Source organism: Flavivirga sp. 57AJ16, assembly GCF_028736925.1.
Classification (GTDB): Bacteria; Bacteroidota; Bacteroidia; order Flavobacteriales; family Flavobacteriaceae; genus Flavivirga.
Map to the genome: position 1 here is coordinate 241,889 of NZ_JAQZAT010000007.1, position 17,728 is coordinate 259,616.

Here is a 17,728-nt window from a genome sequence, read left to right on the forward strand (position 1 = left end):
TAATAAGATTCCTGCTTTCGCAGGAATTAATTAGTTAATTTTTAAAAGTAAATCTTAAAATTTATGAGAACTATAAAATTTAAGCGAACAAGACTATTAAACCTTAAAAAACTTTTATATATCAAATAGAATAATCATTTTTATGCTCATAAAGTATAAAAATGATATTATGGCTAACGATATTGTATTATTAAACATTTCAGGGCAAGACAAACCAGGGTTGACCTCCAGTTTAACATCTGTTTTAGCAGAATATGGTGCCAAAGTCCTAGACATTGGACAAGCGAATATCCATGATACATTGTCTTTAGGGATCTTGTTTAAAATTGAGTCAGGAAAAAAATCAGCGGCCGTATTAAAAGATTTGCTTTTTAAGGCTTATGAACTTGGTATTCATGCTAAATTTACACCCATTTCACACGAAGATTATGAAAATTGGGTAACACTACAAGGTAAAGATCGATATATTGTTACTATTTTGGGGGAAAGGCTTACTGCCCAACAAATATCAGAAGTTACTAAAATAATATCAGAAAAGAATTTAAATATAGATTCTATAAAAAGGCTTACTGGACGTTTATCACTTATTAAAGAAGAGGAGTATCCTAGGGCTTGTATCCAACTATCCATTAGAGGAAAAATAGATAATAAAGCTGAGTTTACTGAGAGATTTATGCAAATTTCGAGTGATTTAGATGTAGATATAGCATTTCAGGAAGATAATATATACAGGAGAAACAGGCGTTTGGTCTGTTTCGACATGGACTCTACATTAATACAAACTGAAGTTATCGATGAGTTGGCAGAATTAGCGGGTGTTGGCGATGAAGTAAAAGCAATTACAGAATCTGCAATGCTAGGAGAAATTGACTTTAAGGAGAGTTTTAAAAGACGTATGAAACTCTTAAAAGGGTTAAAGGAAGAAGTGCTTCATGATGTGGCAATAAATCTACCCATAACTAAAGGCGCCAAAAGACTTATCGATACATTGAAAAGTTACGGGTTTAAAACGGCTATACTGTCAGGTGGATTTACATACTTTGGTCACTATTTAAAAGAAACACTGGGTATGGATTACGTATATGCTAATCAATTGGATATTAAGGATGGTGTTTTAACTGGTGACTATATAGGTGATATTGTTGATGGCGATAAAAAAGCAGAGTATCTTAGGGAAATTGCTAAAAATGAAGACATAGATATTAGTCAAACTATAGCTGTTGGTGATGGTGCAAACGATTTGCCAATGCTTAATCTTGCCGGGTTGGGGATTGCTTTTCATGCCAAACCCACGGTAAAGGATAATGCACAAAGCTCTATATCGAGTATAGGTTTAGATGGCGTGCTGTATTTGTTGGGATATCACGACAGACATATAGATTTAATCGAATAATTAAAAAAAACAGATACCGTTCTGTTTTTGAGTGGTTTATGACTCATATTAAAAAGGTTAAGAAAAATAAAGAAGAACCTGCCAATAAGAGCAGGTATTTCGTTTGTTGAAATGTAGTTCATTACTTCTTTAAAATCTCTTTAAAAGTCTTTTCATCTTCTCTTTAAAAGTATTAATTTGGCATTATTAGCATTGAAGAGGTATAAACTTTTTTATTGAAGTAAAAAATAGTCGAACTTTGTTCATTTTGCATACTTTTTGTGGTACAAAGCTGTGTTACGAAATAGTAAAAAGACAACAAAAGAATGTAAAAAACTATTTTGTAGCCAATAAAAAAAGTTTAAATCACTTCTTAAGTTAGTTACTAATAATGTCTCTAATTAATTCTTTCTATGTACCGTATTTTTTTTACAGTAGTATTATTTTTTACAATCTTTTTCACGTTTGGTCAAGCGACTAAAAACCCGCTATGGGCTGATGATGTAGAAGCGCAACAAAAATGGGTAGATAGTATTTATGAATCTATGACTTTAGCAGAAAAAGTAGGACAGTTATATATGGTGCAAGTGATGTCCGACCAAGATGCTACTTCTAAAAATAAAATTGTTCAGTTAATTAAAGATTATCACATTGGTGGTATTATTTATTCTAATGGCGGTCCCGTTAGACAGGCAAAATTGAATAATGAACTACAATCATTTTCTAAAACACCGTTACTGGTTGGGATGGACGCAGAGTGGGGGTTGAGTATGCGCTTGGACTCGACCTATGCCTTTCCTTGGAATATGACACTAGGGGCTATAAAAGACAATGATCTTATAGAACAAGCAGGAAGAAAGATAGGGGAACATTGTAAACGGTTAGGGGTTCATTTTAACTTTGCACCAGTTACCGATATTAATACCAACCCTAAAAACCCAATAATAGGCAATCGGTCTTTTGGAGAAGACAGGGATAATGTCACCGAAAAAGCATCAGCTTTTATGAGAGGTATGCAGAAAGCAGGCGTTTTAGCTAGTGCAAAACATTTTCCTGGTCATGGGGATACAGATCAAGATTCACACGAAAGATTGCCCACTATAAGTTTTAATGAAAAGCGTATCGATTCTATAGAACTGTATCCATATAAAAGACTCATAAAGGAAGGTTTATCTAGCGTGATGGTGGCACATTTAAACGTCCCCAGTTTAGAGCCTCGTTCTGGCTATCCATCTTCATTATCAAAGCATATTGTTACCAACATTTTAAAAGATTCTTTAGGTTTTCAAGGACTCATATTTACAGATGCACTCACCATGAAAGGTGTATCAAACTTTAGTGAAACCGGGGATATAGACTTGGCTGCTTTTAATGCTGGGAACGATGTCATGTTAATGTCTGAAGATGTTGGCATAGGTGTTTCTAAAATTATTGAAGCTTGCAATAAAGGCGATATTACCGAAGAGCGTTTGGCGCATTCTGTTAAAAAGATATTGAAAACCAAGTATAAAGTAGGGTTAAATAATTATGAGCCTATAGGGTTGTTTAATTTGACCAAAGATTTAAATAGGTTAGAAGATGATATTTTATATGAAGAGTTGATGGAGAATGCTATTACCGTCGTAAAGAACGATAAGCATTTTATGCCTTTAAAAGAATTGGAAACTAAGACGATAGCCTATGTGAATATGGGTGACGATAGTGGTTCGGCATTTTTTAATGAATTAAAAAAATACACGAAAGTACACCATATAGAAGCAGAAAAATTAAATGACTTAATTAAAAAGCTTCAAGTGTATAATACCGTAATTATTGGTTTGCACCGTTCTAACGATAGTCCTTGGAAACCATATCAATTCACTAATAAAGAATTGGTTTGGTTGCAAGAAATAGCTCGAAATCATACGGTTATTTTAGATGCTTTTGTTAAACCTTATGCGCTTTCAGAGCTAAAAAGTATCGAGAACATAGAAGGTATGGTTCTTAGTTATCAAAACAGTGAAATAGCACAGCAAAAATCGGCACAACTTATTTTTGGTGCTATTCCTGCCAAAGGGCAATTACCAGTATCTATTGGGGACTTTTTTAAAGAGGGAGAAGGGTTTCATATCAATGCTATTAAAAGACTAGGGTATACTGTTCCAGAGCGTGTAGGGATGAACTCTCAAAAATTAAAGCGAGTAGATTCTGTTGCAGAATATGCAGTTAAACAAAAAATGACACCTGGCATTCAATTATTAATTGCAAGGAAAGGACAGGTTATCTACAATAAAAATTTTGGCAAGCATACTTACAAAGGAAAAAATAAGGTAAAGTTCGATGATATTTATGATGTGGCATCTTTAACAAAAATATTAGCAACATTGCCATTGCTCATGGAATTAGAAGAGAAAGGTATTGTATCATTAGATACTAAACTTTCAGAAATATTACCAGAATATAAAGGCTCAAATAAGGAAGGAGTCTCCATTAAAAATATGTTGTCCCATTATGCGAGATTGAGACCGTGGGAGCCCTTTTATTTCCGTACTTTGGACACTGTTACCAAACGACCGGCTAAAAAATATTATAGAGGAAAAAGAACTAATAAATTTAATATAGAGGTTACTAAGAATTTATTTTTACGTTCCGACTATAAGGATTCTATAAATAATATTATTAAAGATTCGGAATTATTAAATAGACTAAGATATAGATATAGCGATTTCCCATATTATATTTTAAAGAAATTTATAGAAACTCATTACGACAAAACACTTGATGAACTGGTACAAGATCATTTTTATCGATCATTAGGAGCTAATAATACATTGTACAACCCATATTATAAAATAAGCAGTAAGAAAATCGTTCCAACAGAAGTAGACGATTATTATAGACACCAAAGAATACATGGCTATGTACATGATATGGGGGCTGCCATGCAAAATGGTATAGGGGGACACGCTGGTGTTTTTAGTAATGCAAACGATGTGGCAAAAATTATGCAGATGTACTTGCAAAAAGGATATTATGGAGGTAAACGCTACTTAAAACCGGAAACCATCGATAAATTTAATACTTGTTATTATTGTACACAAGGAAATAGAAGGGGGCTTGGGTTCGATAAACCCCAATTGGGAGAAGATGGCCCAACTTGTGGTTGTATATCCATGACAAGTTTTGGACATTCAGGTTTTACGGGAACGTATGCCTGGGCAGATCCCGAAGAAGAAATAGTCTATATCTTTTTGGCCAATAGAACATATCCAAAAGCAGGAAAAAATTTATTGTTAAAAGAGAATATTAGAACCGAAATACAACGCTTAATTTATGAAGCGATAGAGGAGTAAGAGTACTTAAAGTTATAAGTACTTAAAGTTATAAGTTGAAAGTGCCTAAAGTTATAGGTTGAAAGTGCCTAAAGTTATAAGTTGAAAGTGCTTAAGGTTATAGGTTGGAAGTGCCTAAAGTTATAGGTTGAAAGTGCCTAAAGTTATAAGTTTAAAGTGCCTGAAGTTATAGGTTGAAAGTGCTTAAAGTTATAGGTTGAAAGTGCCTAAAGTTATAGGTTGAAAGTGCCTAAAGTTATAGGTTGAAAGTGCCTAAAGTTATAGGTTGAAAGTGCCTAAAGTTATAGGTTGAAAGTGCCTAAAGTTATAAGTTGAAAGTGCCTAAAGTTATAGGTTGAAAGTGCCTAAATTTATAGGTTGAAAGTGCCTAAAGTTATAGGTTGAAAGTGCCTAAATTTATAGGTTGAAAGTGTCTAAAGTTATAGGTTGAAAGTGCCTAAAGTTATAGGTTGAAAGTGCCTAAAGTTATAGGTTGAAAGTGCCTAAAGTTATAGGTTGAAAGTGCTTAAGGTTATAGGTTGAAAGTGCCTGAAGTTATAGGTTGAAAGTGCCTAAAGTTATAGGTTGAAAGTGCCTAAAGTTATAGGTTGAAAGTGCCTAAAGTTATAAGTTGAAAGTGCCTGAAGTTATAGGTTGAAAGTGCTTAAGGTTGTGAGTTGAAAGTGCTTAAAGTTATAAGTTGAAAGTGCTTAAGGTTATAGGTTGGAAGTGCCTAAAGTTATAAGTTAGAAGTACTTAAAGTTATAGGTTGGAAGTGCTTAAAGTTATAAGTTGGAAGTACTTAAAGTTGTAAGTTAAGAGTACTTAAAGTTGAAAATCAACAGGTTTTAAAATTTGTGATACTTAGAATTAAAAAGATGAAAATAGGAATTGTTTGCTATCCAACATTTGGAGGAAGTGGTGTGGTAGCCACAGAGCTAGGCTTGGAATTATCCAAGCGTGGGCATGAGGTCCATTTTATTACCTACAACCAACCTGTACGATTGGAGTTGTTAAGTAACAATGTACATTACCATGAGGTAAATGTACCAGAATACCCATTGTTCCACTATCAGCCCTACGAGTTGGCTTTATCTAGTAAATTGGTAGATATGGTGAAGCTCCATAAAATAGAAATCCTACATGTCCATTATGCAATTCCGCATGCTTATGCAGCCTATATGGCTAAAAAAATGCTACAAGAAGCAGGTATTTATGTGCCCATCGTTACAACACTGCACGGTACCGATATAACACTAGTAGGAAGTCATCCATTCTATAAATCAGCAGTAGAATTCAGTATTAATAAGTCGGATGCAGTAACAGCAGTATCACAAAGTTTAAGAGACGATACGTTGCGATTATTCGATATTAAAAATAAGATTCATGTGGTGCCAAATTTTATCGATTTAGATAAATATAAGCACAATTTTACGGATTGTCAACGGGAAATGATGGCCAGTAATAATGAGAGGATCATTACGCATATTAGTAATTTACGCCCAGTAAAACGTGCAGAGGATGTTATTTCTATTTTTTACAATATTCAAAAAGAAATGCCAGCAAAATTGATGCTGGTTGGAGAAGGGCCAGAGCGTGAAAAAATAGAATGGCGTTGCCAGAGATTAGGTATTTTAGATAAAGTTATTTTCTTCGGAAAAAGTAATGAAATAGATAAGATATTATGCTTTAGTGATTTGTTCCTGTTACCTTCACAAACAGAAAGTTTTGGATTAGCTGCGTTAGAGGCTATGGCGTCTTGTGTTCCTGTTATATCAAGTAATACAGGAGGCATCCCCGAAGTTAATGTGCATGGGGTCTCTGGATTTTTAAGCGATGCAGGTGATGTAGATGATATGACTAAAAATGCCCTTTATATTTTAAGTGATGAAAAACGGTTACAGGCTTTTAAAGATAATGCCAGAAAAGAAGCTTTGAAATTCGATTTACATGCCATTGTACCACAATATGAAACTATTTATGAGGATACTTTGGCTAAGTGCTTGGTATTATAAATAGTTTAGTCTGGGTTTCTAAGATTTTTAATAAATTTTTTTTTTGATTGACCGTAATATGTCATAAACCTAAAAATATAGCTAAGTCGCTATAAAATAGCATAGAATATTTAGAAATAAAAAATAGAAGTTCAAGGCAAAAAGCGTAGGCATAGCCTAGTTCAATGTCATTAAGTTAAGGCCGTAATGTCAGTCTGAGCGCAGTCGAAGACCAATTGGAGTTCTAGTTTTTATTAGCATTTCGACTGCGCTCAATGTGACAAATAAAGAACAAATTTCCTTAACTTAAAGACATTGAGCCTAGTTATGGCGAGTATTATTAACGAAGAAATTCGGTTTTTTACTCTGAAGGTTCATGTTATTTTATATTGATTTAGCTATATATTGATTTTGTCATCCCGAGGCAAAGGGATCTTGAGGGATCACATTGATTATCAACAGATTCTTCACTATAGCCTGTACTGAGCGTAGTCGAAGTATTCTGAATGACAAAAATATCATTATGTATGATTACGGACATTCAGTAAAATTTTAATTGATTTCATAAAAAAAGCGCCCAAAAGGCGCTTTTTAAATATATAAATTTCAGTTTAGAACTGATAACGAATTCCTAAAGCAATATCAAAATCCAAGTCATTGTTATTGTAAGTGTCATCCCCAAAACCAATTTCTGGTCTAAAATCCAACGATAATAATAAAGGAATCTCGAAGTTGTACTCAATACCAATGTCACCAGCAGCAAAAACGAATGTATCAGAAACATCCCTTCCGCCAGGAACATCAAAGCTAAAAGAGCCAATACCACCACCAGCACCTACATACCAATTAAAAGAGCCATCTAAAGGAAATAGCCATTGATATAATCCTGCAATTTTAAAACCATCATAGTTATTTCCGTCTCTCCAACCTAAATCTAATTCTAGTCTATTGTTATCACCCAGAGCACGTTGATAAGAGATTTCTGCACCTAACCCATCACTGTCCCCTAATCGTAATCCAAGAGCATTTTCTGAAATGTTTTGAGCGCTAGAGGCAAAAGCGAACCCTAAAATAGTAACTGATAATAAAAATAATTTCTTCATAAATTTAAAATTTAGTTTGATTAAATGATATACGATATTTTTTGTAAAAAAGACTATTCTAAATAAGAACGTACTAACAAAAATAACGCTAAAATTGTATTTATATTTAATATTTTTTCATACTTATAAACATATTATTAAAAAATAATGTCATATATCCTACAGTTAAGGAAGAACATGCCTTACGCTTAAATTTAAGAAAGGTATTTGTTATAGAACAAGCCCAAAATCTAATGTGTCAAATTCCTTTCCATTTACTATGATAGAAACTTGATGTTTCCCTGCATGAAATTTACGCGTTGTGATTATTTTAAACGATTGTTTTCTCTTAATACTTGTAGTCGAGTTTTTGGGATAGTCCTTTTCACTTATTTTAAATACCTTTCTAGATAAAGATCCATTTGCTTTTTGATAATAAAGTCCGTATTCCAGTCGGATTTTAGAGGCATTATTATTTGTATTTACCAGTTTAAACGTAAATTCAACAGCATCTCCAATTTTGACTTTCGGTGTGAGTATTTTAAAATCTGTTATTTTAATTTTATCAATAGTTCCGAAACCAAATAATGTCATGACCTCTGTATTACCTTGTTTTAAAAGGGTTCTACTTGCGTGTTTAACTAACCAATTAGTCTCTTTTGTTTTTCCTTGCCACTTTTTAACAAGGTTAACAACAGTTGCTGGATGGTCTTTAGAGATGTCATTTAAATTATTGGCAACACTTCTTCGTACATATTCGGAAGGGTCATTTTTTAATGTTTCAAGAATAGGGATAATAGGAGCCGGATTTTCTTTTAGCGACGGAATGGCCATAGCCCATGGGAGTCTTGGCCTACAGCCTTCTGTTGCCAGTCGTCTAACCGAACTATGGTTATGGTTTGCCCAAAGTCGCATTTGTTTTATCATGTTATCCTGATATTCTATGATAAAGGGTCTAACGGCAAATTCGCAACTTACAAATTGCGTCATCGTTTCAAAGGCTTTTATCGATGCTTGATAATGTTTTAAGCCATAAATTTCTATAAAATCCGGTAAAATCATAAATTCTAAATGACCTTGTGGCTTGAACCCATTTTTTTCTAATATGGGAATGAGTTTTATTATAATTTCGACATTCGTGTTAAAATCATCCGACAAATGATTTTTAAGTGCCAGGGTTATACATCGCATGCGTTGTTTTAGCGCTCTGTTTTCCCATTCATTATCGTATATATTCTTTAAAAAAGATACTTTATTAAAATCTGGAACAACTTCTTGAACAGAGGATATAAAGCGATCAAAGAATTTAGTATGGTATATGTTTTTTAATAATTCGGCCATTTTTATTAGTGAAATTTAATTTTGAAAAGTTGCGAAGCAAAGCCTTCAAAATTGATTAGTTGAACTAATCCCGCTTCATGTGCTGAACTTGTTTCAGTATCACGGGATCTTTGGATATAATATCCCCGAAGCATACTTCGGAATTTTAAAAATTATTTTCTATATCACGCTGTGTGAGCTCACTCCAAGGAGGTTAACTTAAATGTTGATACTAGGTTAAATCTTGGCAATAAAGATTAATCTCACCTAGTAGATCTATAACATTAGATTCTAGCATGTTCCCAGAGGTTTCTATTCTCAATACATTATCAATATCCTCCATATCAACCGACCAACGGTCTATTTCGGTGATATTGGCGAAGAAGTTCTTTACAGATGCAAGTTTTTGCATGTTATCAATATTTGTCTTAAAAACTAAAATGTTCATCTTTGTTTATAATATTATCTTTAAGTTTTATTATTTCTTTTCTGGTATATTCGGGTTTGGTTTTTGTTGTGACAAGAACAATGGTTCCGATGTCTTCTTTTTTTCTGTTTTTTCTGTTTGCATTTTTGTTTTTGTTTGATTGTTACAGCCAAATAATATTAGGAAGCCTGATAATATGGCTATTTGTTTCATTTTGGGATCTAGGTACAGACGTTTTTTGCCCTTGCTCAATTTTGGATAAGGGTTGGTCTAGCTATCAAACTACCAACCAATGGGAAGCTACAGGTACGGCCTAAAGAATACTTTGACATATAATTCTGTTAATTAACCAAGTATCCTCTCTTATAATTTAGTAAAAAACGATCAATTAAACTAAGGTCTTGTTTTTTAAGGCTTACGGGTATTTTTTTTGAAATTTTAATGATGTCACTTTCTGCCATTTTATTTATTTATAGTTAATAATAAAGCAAAAATAAAATGGGGGAGTGACAACCTTATGTCAACAAGGTTCTGTATATCTGCTAAAATATTTAGAAAGACTGAAATCTTTTTGATAATCAAAGGTTTGCGAGGTAGGATTTATTTTTAAAATTCTATCCAATCTAAACTCTCTTATGTCATTTCTTAATCTGCAATATGCGATCACTATCCAGGCTTTTTCTGTATAGTATACCCCTAAAGGTTCAATGTGTCTCACCGTTTTTTCATCCTTATAAATTGAACGATAGGATATTGCCAGAACTTTTGTATTTGTAATTGATTTTTGAATTAGGGATAACGAATTGCTTTCAAATACATCTTTCTTGAAAGAAGGTGTGATTCTATTTTCCAATTTGGCAATATTTTCCTTTTCGAAACTTCTAAGAACGGACTTAATTTTTATAAGTATTGAATTGAAATCTTTTTTTAGCGAAGCATCTCCTTGATTGGCAATTAGTTTTTCGGAAACAATTAATGCATTTGCCTCTTCTTCAGTAATCATTACGGGAGGTAGGGAGTAACCATCAACAATAAAATAGCCAATGCCATTTTCTGAACCAATGGGAACACCCGCTTCTTCAAGCGTTTTAATATCTCTATAAACGGTTCGTAAGCTAATTTCAAACCTGTTGGCTATCTCTTTGGCCGTGACCACTTTTTTAGATTGTAATTGAATGAGGATGGAGGTTATTCTGGTGAGCCTGTTCATTAAATGATTTAGTGTTATTAGATGCGTTTTAAATGTGTTGTTCAACACAAAATAAACCAAAAAATTGTTTTGTTGGTTTCACTTCATTTTTTTCCATAAAAGTACTTAAAGAATCTTCTTTATTAGCACCAAATTTGCCAGAAATTGAATAGCCAAGCTTTTTGTATGGCCCTATGGCATCTATACATTTTATTTCCATGTGCTATTTATGGATTTGGTAAACAAAACTAACAGATTTATGGCAAAAAAGAATAATACTATAGCAGAATAGTAAAGAAGTTATCTATTCTTTTTTTTTGTGTTGTTCCACAATGGTAATAGCAGCAATTAAATCTTTGATCTCCAAGTTTTCTATATCTTCATCCAGATAAAAAGGGGCAAACTTGTCATTATTGTAATTGTATATTTTCCAACGGTTAAATTGATATTCAAGGGCGGTGAAGTTTTCAACCCAATCTCCGGAGTTTAAATACATGGTTTTACCGTGCTTATTTTCTATATAAGTCATTTTTGGTTGATGGATGTGCCCACAAATCACATAATCATAACCATTTTCAATAGCGAGGTCAGAAATAACGCTTTCATAATCATTGATATACTTAATAGCACCTTTAACACCATTCTTTATCTTTTTAGATAACGAATAACGTTCTTTTCCACGTTTTTCTAAATACCAATTTATCAAACGGTTAAGAAGTGTTAACAAGTCGTAGCCATAACCACCAAGTTTAGCTATCCATTTGGCATTTTGTATAGAAACATCAAAAACATCCCCATGAAAAAACCACGCCTTTTTACCATTTAATTCTAAAACAAGTTTGTCAACAATAGAGACATTACCAATGGTAGTATTGCTAAATTTACGTAACATTTCGTCATGGTTTCCAGTAATGTAAATAATATCAACACCATTTGAAGCCATGTCTATAATTTTCTTAATAACTTTTAAATGGGGTTTAGGAAAGTAACGTTTACTAAACTGCCATATATCAATAATATCACCATTTAAAATCAATTTCTTGGGTTCAATACTATTTAAATAAGTGAGAAGGTGTTTAGCATGACAGCCATAAGTTCCTAGATGAACATCAGAGATTACTGCGATTTCTATTTTACGTTTAATTTTCAATGATAATGTCTTAAGGTTACTTTACAAAGTACAGGTTTTTATATTATCTTTTAATTATTTAAATATCAGCGTTATGTTAAACAATTGTTAGGGGAATTATTACAATAACCGATAATTGTATATTTTTTTGCTTACGGAATTTCCAGAAAATAGTAAAGGATTTTATAAGAGGTAGGCCTCAGTATTTATTTAAAATTATTGTTGTCCGATTAAAACTATAGACTATTATTAGGAGCCCATCAATAATAGTAAAAGTAAAAGCATTACAGATTAGACACCTTGCTTTAAATACCAGTAAAAACAAACAAGAAATATTTAGGTTTCAGGGAGTAAAACAATAGAGGTGTCTCTGTTTGTTAGTTAGTTACAGTCAAGTCTTTGTTCTTGGTTCAAATAGCGAAGCGGTCTTACGTCTTTAGTCGGACACTAATGTTTTAAAATCATCATTAAAAATAGATGGTATCAAGAGAAATCGGAGCAAAAACAGATATTTAAAATACAGGGTATGGATGTATAAGTTAAGATGTATTAAAAAATACTATGATGGCTTGCTATTTAAGGTAGAAGGTTTCGAAAAAAGCTTTATTTTAGCGACAAAATTTTATTTATGGCTGGTAATTCCTTTGGAAAACTATTTAATTTAACAACTTACGGAGAATCTCATGGGCCAGCTTTAGGCGGCGTAATTGATGGGTGCCCATCTGGAATAGAGCTAGATCTAGAGGCGATTCAAAACGAACTTAACAGGAGAAAGCCTGGGCAATCTGCCATTGTTACACAACGTAAGGAACCAGATACGGTTAAATTTCATTCGGGCATTTTTGAAGGTAAAACGACAGGAACCCCTATTGGTTTTGTTATTGAAAACACCAATCAAAAATCCCATGATTACTCACACATCAAAGATAGTTACAGGCCAAGTCATGCAGATTACACCTATGACCAAAAGTACGGTGTAAGAGATTATCGTGGTGGAGGGAGAAGTTCTGCAAGAGAAACGGCATGTCGTGTGGTTGCTGGTGCTATTGCTAAACAAGTACTAAAAGGCATCGACATTACTGCCTATGTTTCTGGTGTAGGTACGATGAAACTTGACAAGCCATATACCGAATTAGATCTAACAAAGGCAGAATCGAATATTGTAAGATGTCCAGATCAAGCTATGGCAACAAAAATGGAAACTTATATTAAAGAAGTGCGCAGCAAGGGAGATACTGTAGGTGGTATTGTTAGTTGTGTTATTAAAAATGTCCCTGTTGGCTTAGGAGAGCCTGTTTTCGATAAATTGCATGCAGAGCTCGGCAAAGCCATGCTTTCTATTAATGCTGTAAAAGGGTTTGAATACGGTAGTGGATTTGAAGGTAGTACCATGTATGGTAGCGATCATAATGATGCCTTTAATAATGATGGTACTACAAAAACTAATTTTTCAGGAGGTATTCAAGGAGGGATCAGTAATGGGATGGATATTTATTTTAATGTCGCTTTTAAACCTGTAGCGACACTTATTCAGAAATATGAAACTATAGATAAAGAAGGGAATACTGTCGAAATGCAAGGTAAAGGACGTCACGACCCATGTGTGGTTCCAAGAGCCGTACCTATTGTAGAGGCGATGGCAGCATTGGTTTTAGCAGATTTTTATTTGCTGAATAAAATGTATAGTTAGTTAACTGTTTTTTAATCTCATCTTACGCTTTTAAAACTTTGTTAAAGAGATGAGGGAATTAGTTTATACAGAGCGGAGTTGTATTGTAACATGTGTTATACCAAATGAATTTCAAAATAACCGTAAATATTTTGAATTATTTTTAGATCAGATGAAATAGAAAATCTAAGCATAGCATTCGTTACGGTTATATACCCAGTCAAGCTGAGCACATGTTTTATATAGAAATAAGAGCTAAAAAGAAATCGAAGATTCATGAACACCTATTTTTAAAATGAAAGATAGTGAACTAAACAAACATTATAGGTTGTTTTGATGTTTATTTGGTATTAGTTTGTTACCAATTTTATTTGGTTTTAAAAGCTTGGGCAAAAAATACTTATCTTGAGTTCATTTACACGTAATTATATAGAAGTATTATTGTATGAAAAAATTAGCATTACACTGGAAAATTATTATAGGAATGGTTCTTGGAATCATTTTTGGTTTCATTATGAATTCCGTTGGAGGGAAAAACTTTGTAAGCGATTGGATTGCACCTTTTGGAACCATCTTTATAAACTTGCTTAAACTTATAGCGGTACCATTAATTTTGGCATCATTAATAAAAGGAATTTCAGACTTAAAAGATATTTCCAAAATTAAAAGTATGGGGTTGCGCACTATAGGTATTTATATAACGACCACTTTAGTAGCTATAATCATTGGTCTAAGTATAGTAAATACTATAAAACCTGGAAATGGTATGCCACAAGATACCATTGAAAAAATCAAATCAAAATATGAGAGTGATGAAGGGGTCGCCGATAAACTTACAAAAGCATCTGAACATAAAGATGCGGGGCCACTACAAGCACTGGTCGATATTTTTCCAAGCAACATATTTGAAGCGTTAGGAAACGCGAAAATGCTTCAGGTTATTTTCTTCGCTTTATTTGTTGGTATTTGTCTGTTGTTAATTCCAGGGAAAAAAGCAAAACCTTTAGTGGATTTTTTCGATTCGTTAAATGAGGTTGTCATGAAAATGGTAGACTTGATTATGCTTTTTGCACCTTATGCGGTGTTTGCCTTAATGGCCAATGTTATTATAGCTTTTGATGATACCGAAATACTTCTTAAACTGTTAAACTACGCCTTATGTGTTGTTGGAGGTTTAATTTTAATGATTGGTTTTTACCTTATTTTAGTAAGTGTTTATACTAAAAAATCACCTATGTGGTTTTTAAGGGAAATAAGTCCTGCGCAATTATTGGCCTTTTCTACCAGTAGTAGTGCCGCTACTTTACCAGTGACCATGGAGCGTGTAGAAGAGCATCTTGGCGTAGATAAAGAAGTGTCCGGGTTTGTTTTGCCAGTAGGAGCCACGGTTAATATGGACGGAACGAGCTTGTATCAAGGCATTGCGGCCGTATTTATCATGCAGGTTATTTGGCCGGAGGGCTTAACCTTTACAAATCAATTGGTTATAATTGCTACAGCATTGTTAGCCTCTATTGGTAGTGCTGCAGTACCGAGTGCCGGTATGGTTATGTTGGTAATCGTCTTGGAATCAATTGGCTTTCCTGCAGAATTATTACCTATTGGATTGGCACTTATTTTTGCAGTGGACAGGCCTTTGGATATGTGCAGAACGGTTGTAAATGTTACGGGCGATGCCACGGTATCCATGATGGTGGCCAAATCTTTAGGCAAGTTGCATGACCCTAAGCCTAAAGAATGGGACGATAATTATGAAAAAGTGAAATAGTATTTTTCAGTGTTCAGTGTTTGGTGTTCAAAAATCGTCAATCGTTAATCGCCAATCAGTAATCAGTCGTAGTTGTCAGTATTCAGTATTCAAAAATCATAAATCAAAAATCGTCAATCGTCAATCGTTAATCACCAATCGTCAATCGTTAATCACCAATCGTCAATCGTCAATCAGTAATCAGTCGTAGTTGTCAGTATTCAAAAATCAAAAATCAAAAATCGTCAATCAGAAATCAAATGAGTTCAGACATTATTTTTAAAACCCCGATAGTTTCAGTAGCATGGCTTTATAATAATTTAGGAGCCAGTAATCTTGTTATTTTAGATGGTACTATAAATAAAGTATTTGACACCTCACAGCTTCAAATACTAAAGGCACGATTCTTTGATATCAAAAATAAATTTAGCGAGGCTCATGCACCGTTTCCCAGCACCTTTCCAACACAGGAGCAATTTCAAAAAGAGGCCAGGGCGCTAGGGATAAACAAAAACAGTGCTATCGTTATTTATGATGATAAGGGGATTTATTCCTCTGCTCGTGTTTGGTGGCTGTTCAAAGCTTTTGGGCATGAAAACGTTGCTGTTTTAAACGGCGGGTTTCCAGCCTGGAAAAAAGCGAACTATGCTACTGAAACCATGAAAAGCTATGATGGGAAACCAGGTGATTTTGAAGCTGATTACAAACCAGAGCATATGACCTTTTTTGAAGACATGAAACAGGCTTCAAAAAATAAAACACATCGTATTATTGATGCACGGTCCGAAGGTAGGTTTAAGAGCTTGGAACCAGAACCCCGGGAAGGTTTGCGCATGGGAACCATTCCCAATTCGGTGAACTTGCCCTTTACAGATCTGTTGGATGATGGCGCATTAAAATCTAAGGAAGACATAGGAAAAGCGCTTAACAAAAGAGCGGATAAAGACGACGCCATTATTTTTTCCTGTGGTTCGGGCATAACGGCCTGTGTATTGGCTTTAGGAGCCAATATCGCTGGTTATAAAAACATCTCGGTATATGATGGCTCTTGGACCGAGTGGGGGAGTTTGGTTAATGAGTAAACATAGAAAAAGCTTCTCTTAAATATATTTTGGTATGTTTAGAAGCTTAAATTATAGATATTTTTTAGGTTACGCTTATCGATTTGTATATGAAAAGTAGCGTGTAGCAAATTACATACTTTTCCGACTAAAATACCGTTAATAAGAATGCTATACAAACTTGTTTGGCATATAATTAGCTATTTTTTATATACGTTGCTAGCCATAGTTAGTTATATTTGTCAAATATTTTGTAAATTCAATTTATAAAACCGTTAGCAGAAATGGAATGTTTATCGCCTAAATCAGCAATTGTGGATACTTTTTCTAATTTGAGAAGTTTTTCTTTCGAAGAAAAGAAAGCACCTTTATTAGATGAAGAAAGAGTGAATACTCTTTTGGATGTTATACTTGATTTTAAAAGTGGTTTAAAAGATAAAACTGAAAGAATTTACGATGTTAATGAAAAAATTGAAAGTATTAGTTGGTTAAATGATTTAGATGAAGAATGTCTAATGATTTTAAATGACATTATTTCTTCCGCTAAAGATTTGAGAACTTCTTTAATCCGACAATATATTTCAATGAATTATTTGAGAAAAAAAGGCATTGCCAAAGAAGAAATTAAAGATTTTAAAAATTCCATTGATGAATTGAAAGAATCTTATGAAGATTTAGAATCTGTATTTTTCTTTTTACCTAAAATGCCAGATTTCGAAGAAACTACTCAAAAATTGTCTCTTGTTTAATAATGGAATTATATTGTTTAGAAGACTTCAAGGTTGAATTTGAAAAATTAAAATCTAAAAAATCCTATCGAACAATAGAACAAGAAATAATAAACTACTTTTTTGATAAAACATTAGCACTGCTTCGTTCTGGAACCAGACTCAATCATAGTGATGAAGTTCCATATATAAAGAAGAGACTTGGTGGAAGAGGTGGATTTAGGATATATTTTTTATTAGTAATTAAAAATGAATCACTTTATTTAATGTTTGTCCATCCTAAAACAGGAACTCAAGGTTCTGAAAATATTACAGACGAGTCAAAAGCATATTTATACAAGAAAGTTTTAGAGTGTATTGAGTCGGAAGATTTATATAAATTGTCTTTGGATGACTCCAAGAAAAAAATACAATTTGATTAATCAGCGTGTAGTCATAATTATGGCTAACGACATGATAAACGAATTTAGTCTTAAAAAATGCAAAATCAAGATGTGTAACTTATTTTAGGCACATTCATAAAACCATAAAACCCTTGTAAATACTGGGTTTTTATTGTATATTGAAGTACTAATAAACCCCGAAAAAGGCCAAAAAGGCACAAAAACGGGGTTTTTATCTTCGATAATTATGAAAGTACAAAGAATTTCTGACTTACAGGGTCGTCTTTCTCTTTTTTCCCCTTCAGGAAGATTACGA

General features: G+C 33.4%; 15 protein-coding genes. 8 read left to right on the plus strand and 7 right to left on the minus strand.

Features of this window, described 5'->3' with window-relative positions; all coding sequences use genetic code 11:
- The first annotated feature begins 169 nt into the window (after positions 1-169).
- From serB to bshA, 3 genes are all read left to right on the plus strand, one after another.
- Positions 170-1,393 carry a phosphoserine phosphatase SerB gene (serB, locus tag PQO00_RS09925; RefSeq protein ID WP_274184692.1) on the plus strand — a complete coding sequence of 408 codons (1,224 nt, stop codon included), beginning with the start codon at positions 170-172 and terminating at the stop codon, positions 1,391-1,393.
- Between the two features lie 392 nt (positions 1,394-1,785).
- Positions 1,786-4,704, plus strand: coding sequence for a glycoside hydrolase family 3 N-terminal domain-containing protein (locus PQO00_RS09930; protein WP_274184693.1), 2,919 nt, complete (start codon positions 1,786-1,788; stop codon positions 4,702-4,704).
- Between the two features lie 857 nt (positions 4,705-5,561).
- Positions 5,562-6,698 (plus strand): N-acetyl-alpha-D-glucosaminyl L-malate synthase BshA, encoded by a 1,137-nt coding sequence (bshA, locus tag PQO00_RS09935; RefSeq protein WP_274184694.1) that lies wholly within the window; start codon positions 5,562-5,564, stop codon positions 6,696-6,698.
- A gap of 590 nt (positions 6,699-7,288) precedes the next feature.
- Here the strand turns inward: bshA and PQO00_RS09940 are convergent.
- From PQO00_RS09940 to PQO00_RS09965, 6 genes are all read right to left on the minus strand, one after another.
- Positions 7,289-7,780: a hypothetical protein gene (locus PQO00_RS09940; protein WP_274184695.1), complete on the minus strand. Its 492-nt coding sequence runs from the start codon at positions 7,778-7,780 to the stop codon at positions 7,289-7,291.
- A gap of 210 nt (positions 7,781-7,990) precedes the next feature.
- The gene (locus PQO00_RS09945; protein ID WP_274184696.1) at positions 7,991-9,100 is read right to left on the minus strand and encodes a DNA alkylation repair protein; all 1,110 of its coding nucleotides are present in this window, start codon (positions 9,098-9,100) and stop codon (positions 7,991-7,993) included.
- A gap of 211 nt (positions 9,101-9,311) precedes the next feature.
- On the minus strand, positions 9,312-9,491 hold the full coding sequence (locus tag PQO00_RS09950) for a hypothetical protein (RefSeq protein WP_274184697.1): 180 nt from the start codon (positions 9,489-9,491) through the stop codon (positions 9,312-9,314).
- A gap of 535 nt (positions 9,492-10,026) precedes the next feature.
- Positions 10,027-10,716, minus strand: a complete 690-nt coding sequence (locus PQO00_RS09955) for a YafY family protein (protein WP_274184698.1) — start codon at positions 10,714-10,716, stop codon at positions 10,027-10,029.
- 28 nt (positions 10,717-10,744) lie between these two features.
- Complete coding sequence (locus PQO00_RS09960; RefSeq protein ID WP_274184699.1) at positions 10,745-10,915, minus strand: hypothetical protein; 171 nt, start codon at positions 10,913-10,915, stop codon at positions 10,745-10,747.
- 84 nt (positions 10,916-10,999) lie between these two features.
- On the minus strand, positions 11,000-11,845 hold the full coding sequence (locus tag PQO00_RS09965) for a UDP-2,3-diacylglucosamine diphosphatase (protein ID WP_274184700.1): 846 nt from the start codon (positions 11,843-11,845) through the stop codon (positions 11,000-11,002).
- Between the two features lie 607 nt (positions 11,846-12,452).
- On the opposite strand from PQO00_RS09965, the gene aroC reads away from it, so the two are divergent.
- From aroC to PQO00_RS09990, 5 genes are all read left to right on the plus strand, one after another.
- On the plus strand, positions 12,453-13,514 hold the full coding sequence (gene aroC / locus PQO00_RS09970; protein WP_274184701.1) for a chorismate synthase: 1,062 nt from the start codon (positions 12,453-12,455) through the stop codon (positions 13,512-13,514).
- A 424-nt stretch (positions 13,515-13,938) separates the two neighbouring features.
- Positions 13,939-15,261, plus strand: a complete 1,323-nt coding sequence (locus PQO00_RS09975) for a dicarboxylate/amino acid:cation symporter (protein ID WP_274184702.1) — start codon at positions 13,939-13,941, stop codon at positions 15,259-15,261.
- Between the two features lie 239 nt (positions 15,262-15,500).
- The gene (locus PQO00_RS09980; protein ID WP_274184703.1) at positions 15,501-16,322 is read left to right on the plus strand and encodes a sulfurtransferase; all 822 of its coding nucleotides are present in this window, start codon (positions 15,501-15,503) and stop codon (positions 16,320-16,322) included.
- 263 nt (positions 16,323-16,585) lie between these two features.
- The gene (locus PQO00_RS09985; RefSeq protein WP_274184704.1) at positions 16,586-17,050 is read left to right on the plus strand and encodes a hypothetical protein; all 465 of its coding nucleotides are present in this window, start codon (positions 16,586-16,588) and stop codon (positions 17,048-17,050) included.
- Between the two features lie 2 nt (positions 17,051-17,052).
- On the plus strand, positions 17,053-17,451 hold the full coding sequence (locus PQO00_RS09990) for a hypothetical protein (protein WP_274184705.1): 399 nt from the start codon (positions 17,053-17,055) through the stop codon (positions 17,449-17,451).
- Between the two features lie 84 nt (positions 17,452-17,535).
- Here PQO00_RS09990 and PQO00_RS09995 read toward each other — a convergent pair.
- Positions 17,536-17,728, minus strand: a 193-nt coding sequence (locus PQO00_RS09995; protein ID WP_274184706.1) for a hypothetical protein, incomplete at its 5' end; no start/stop codon positions are given.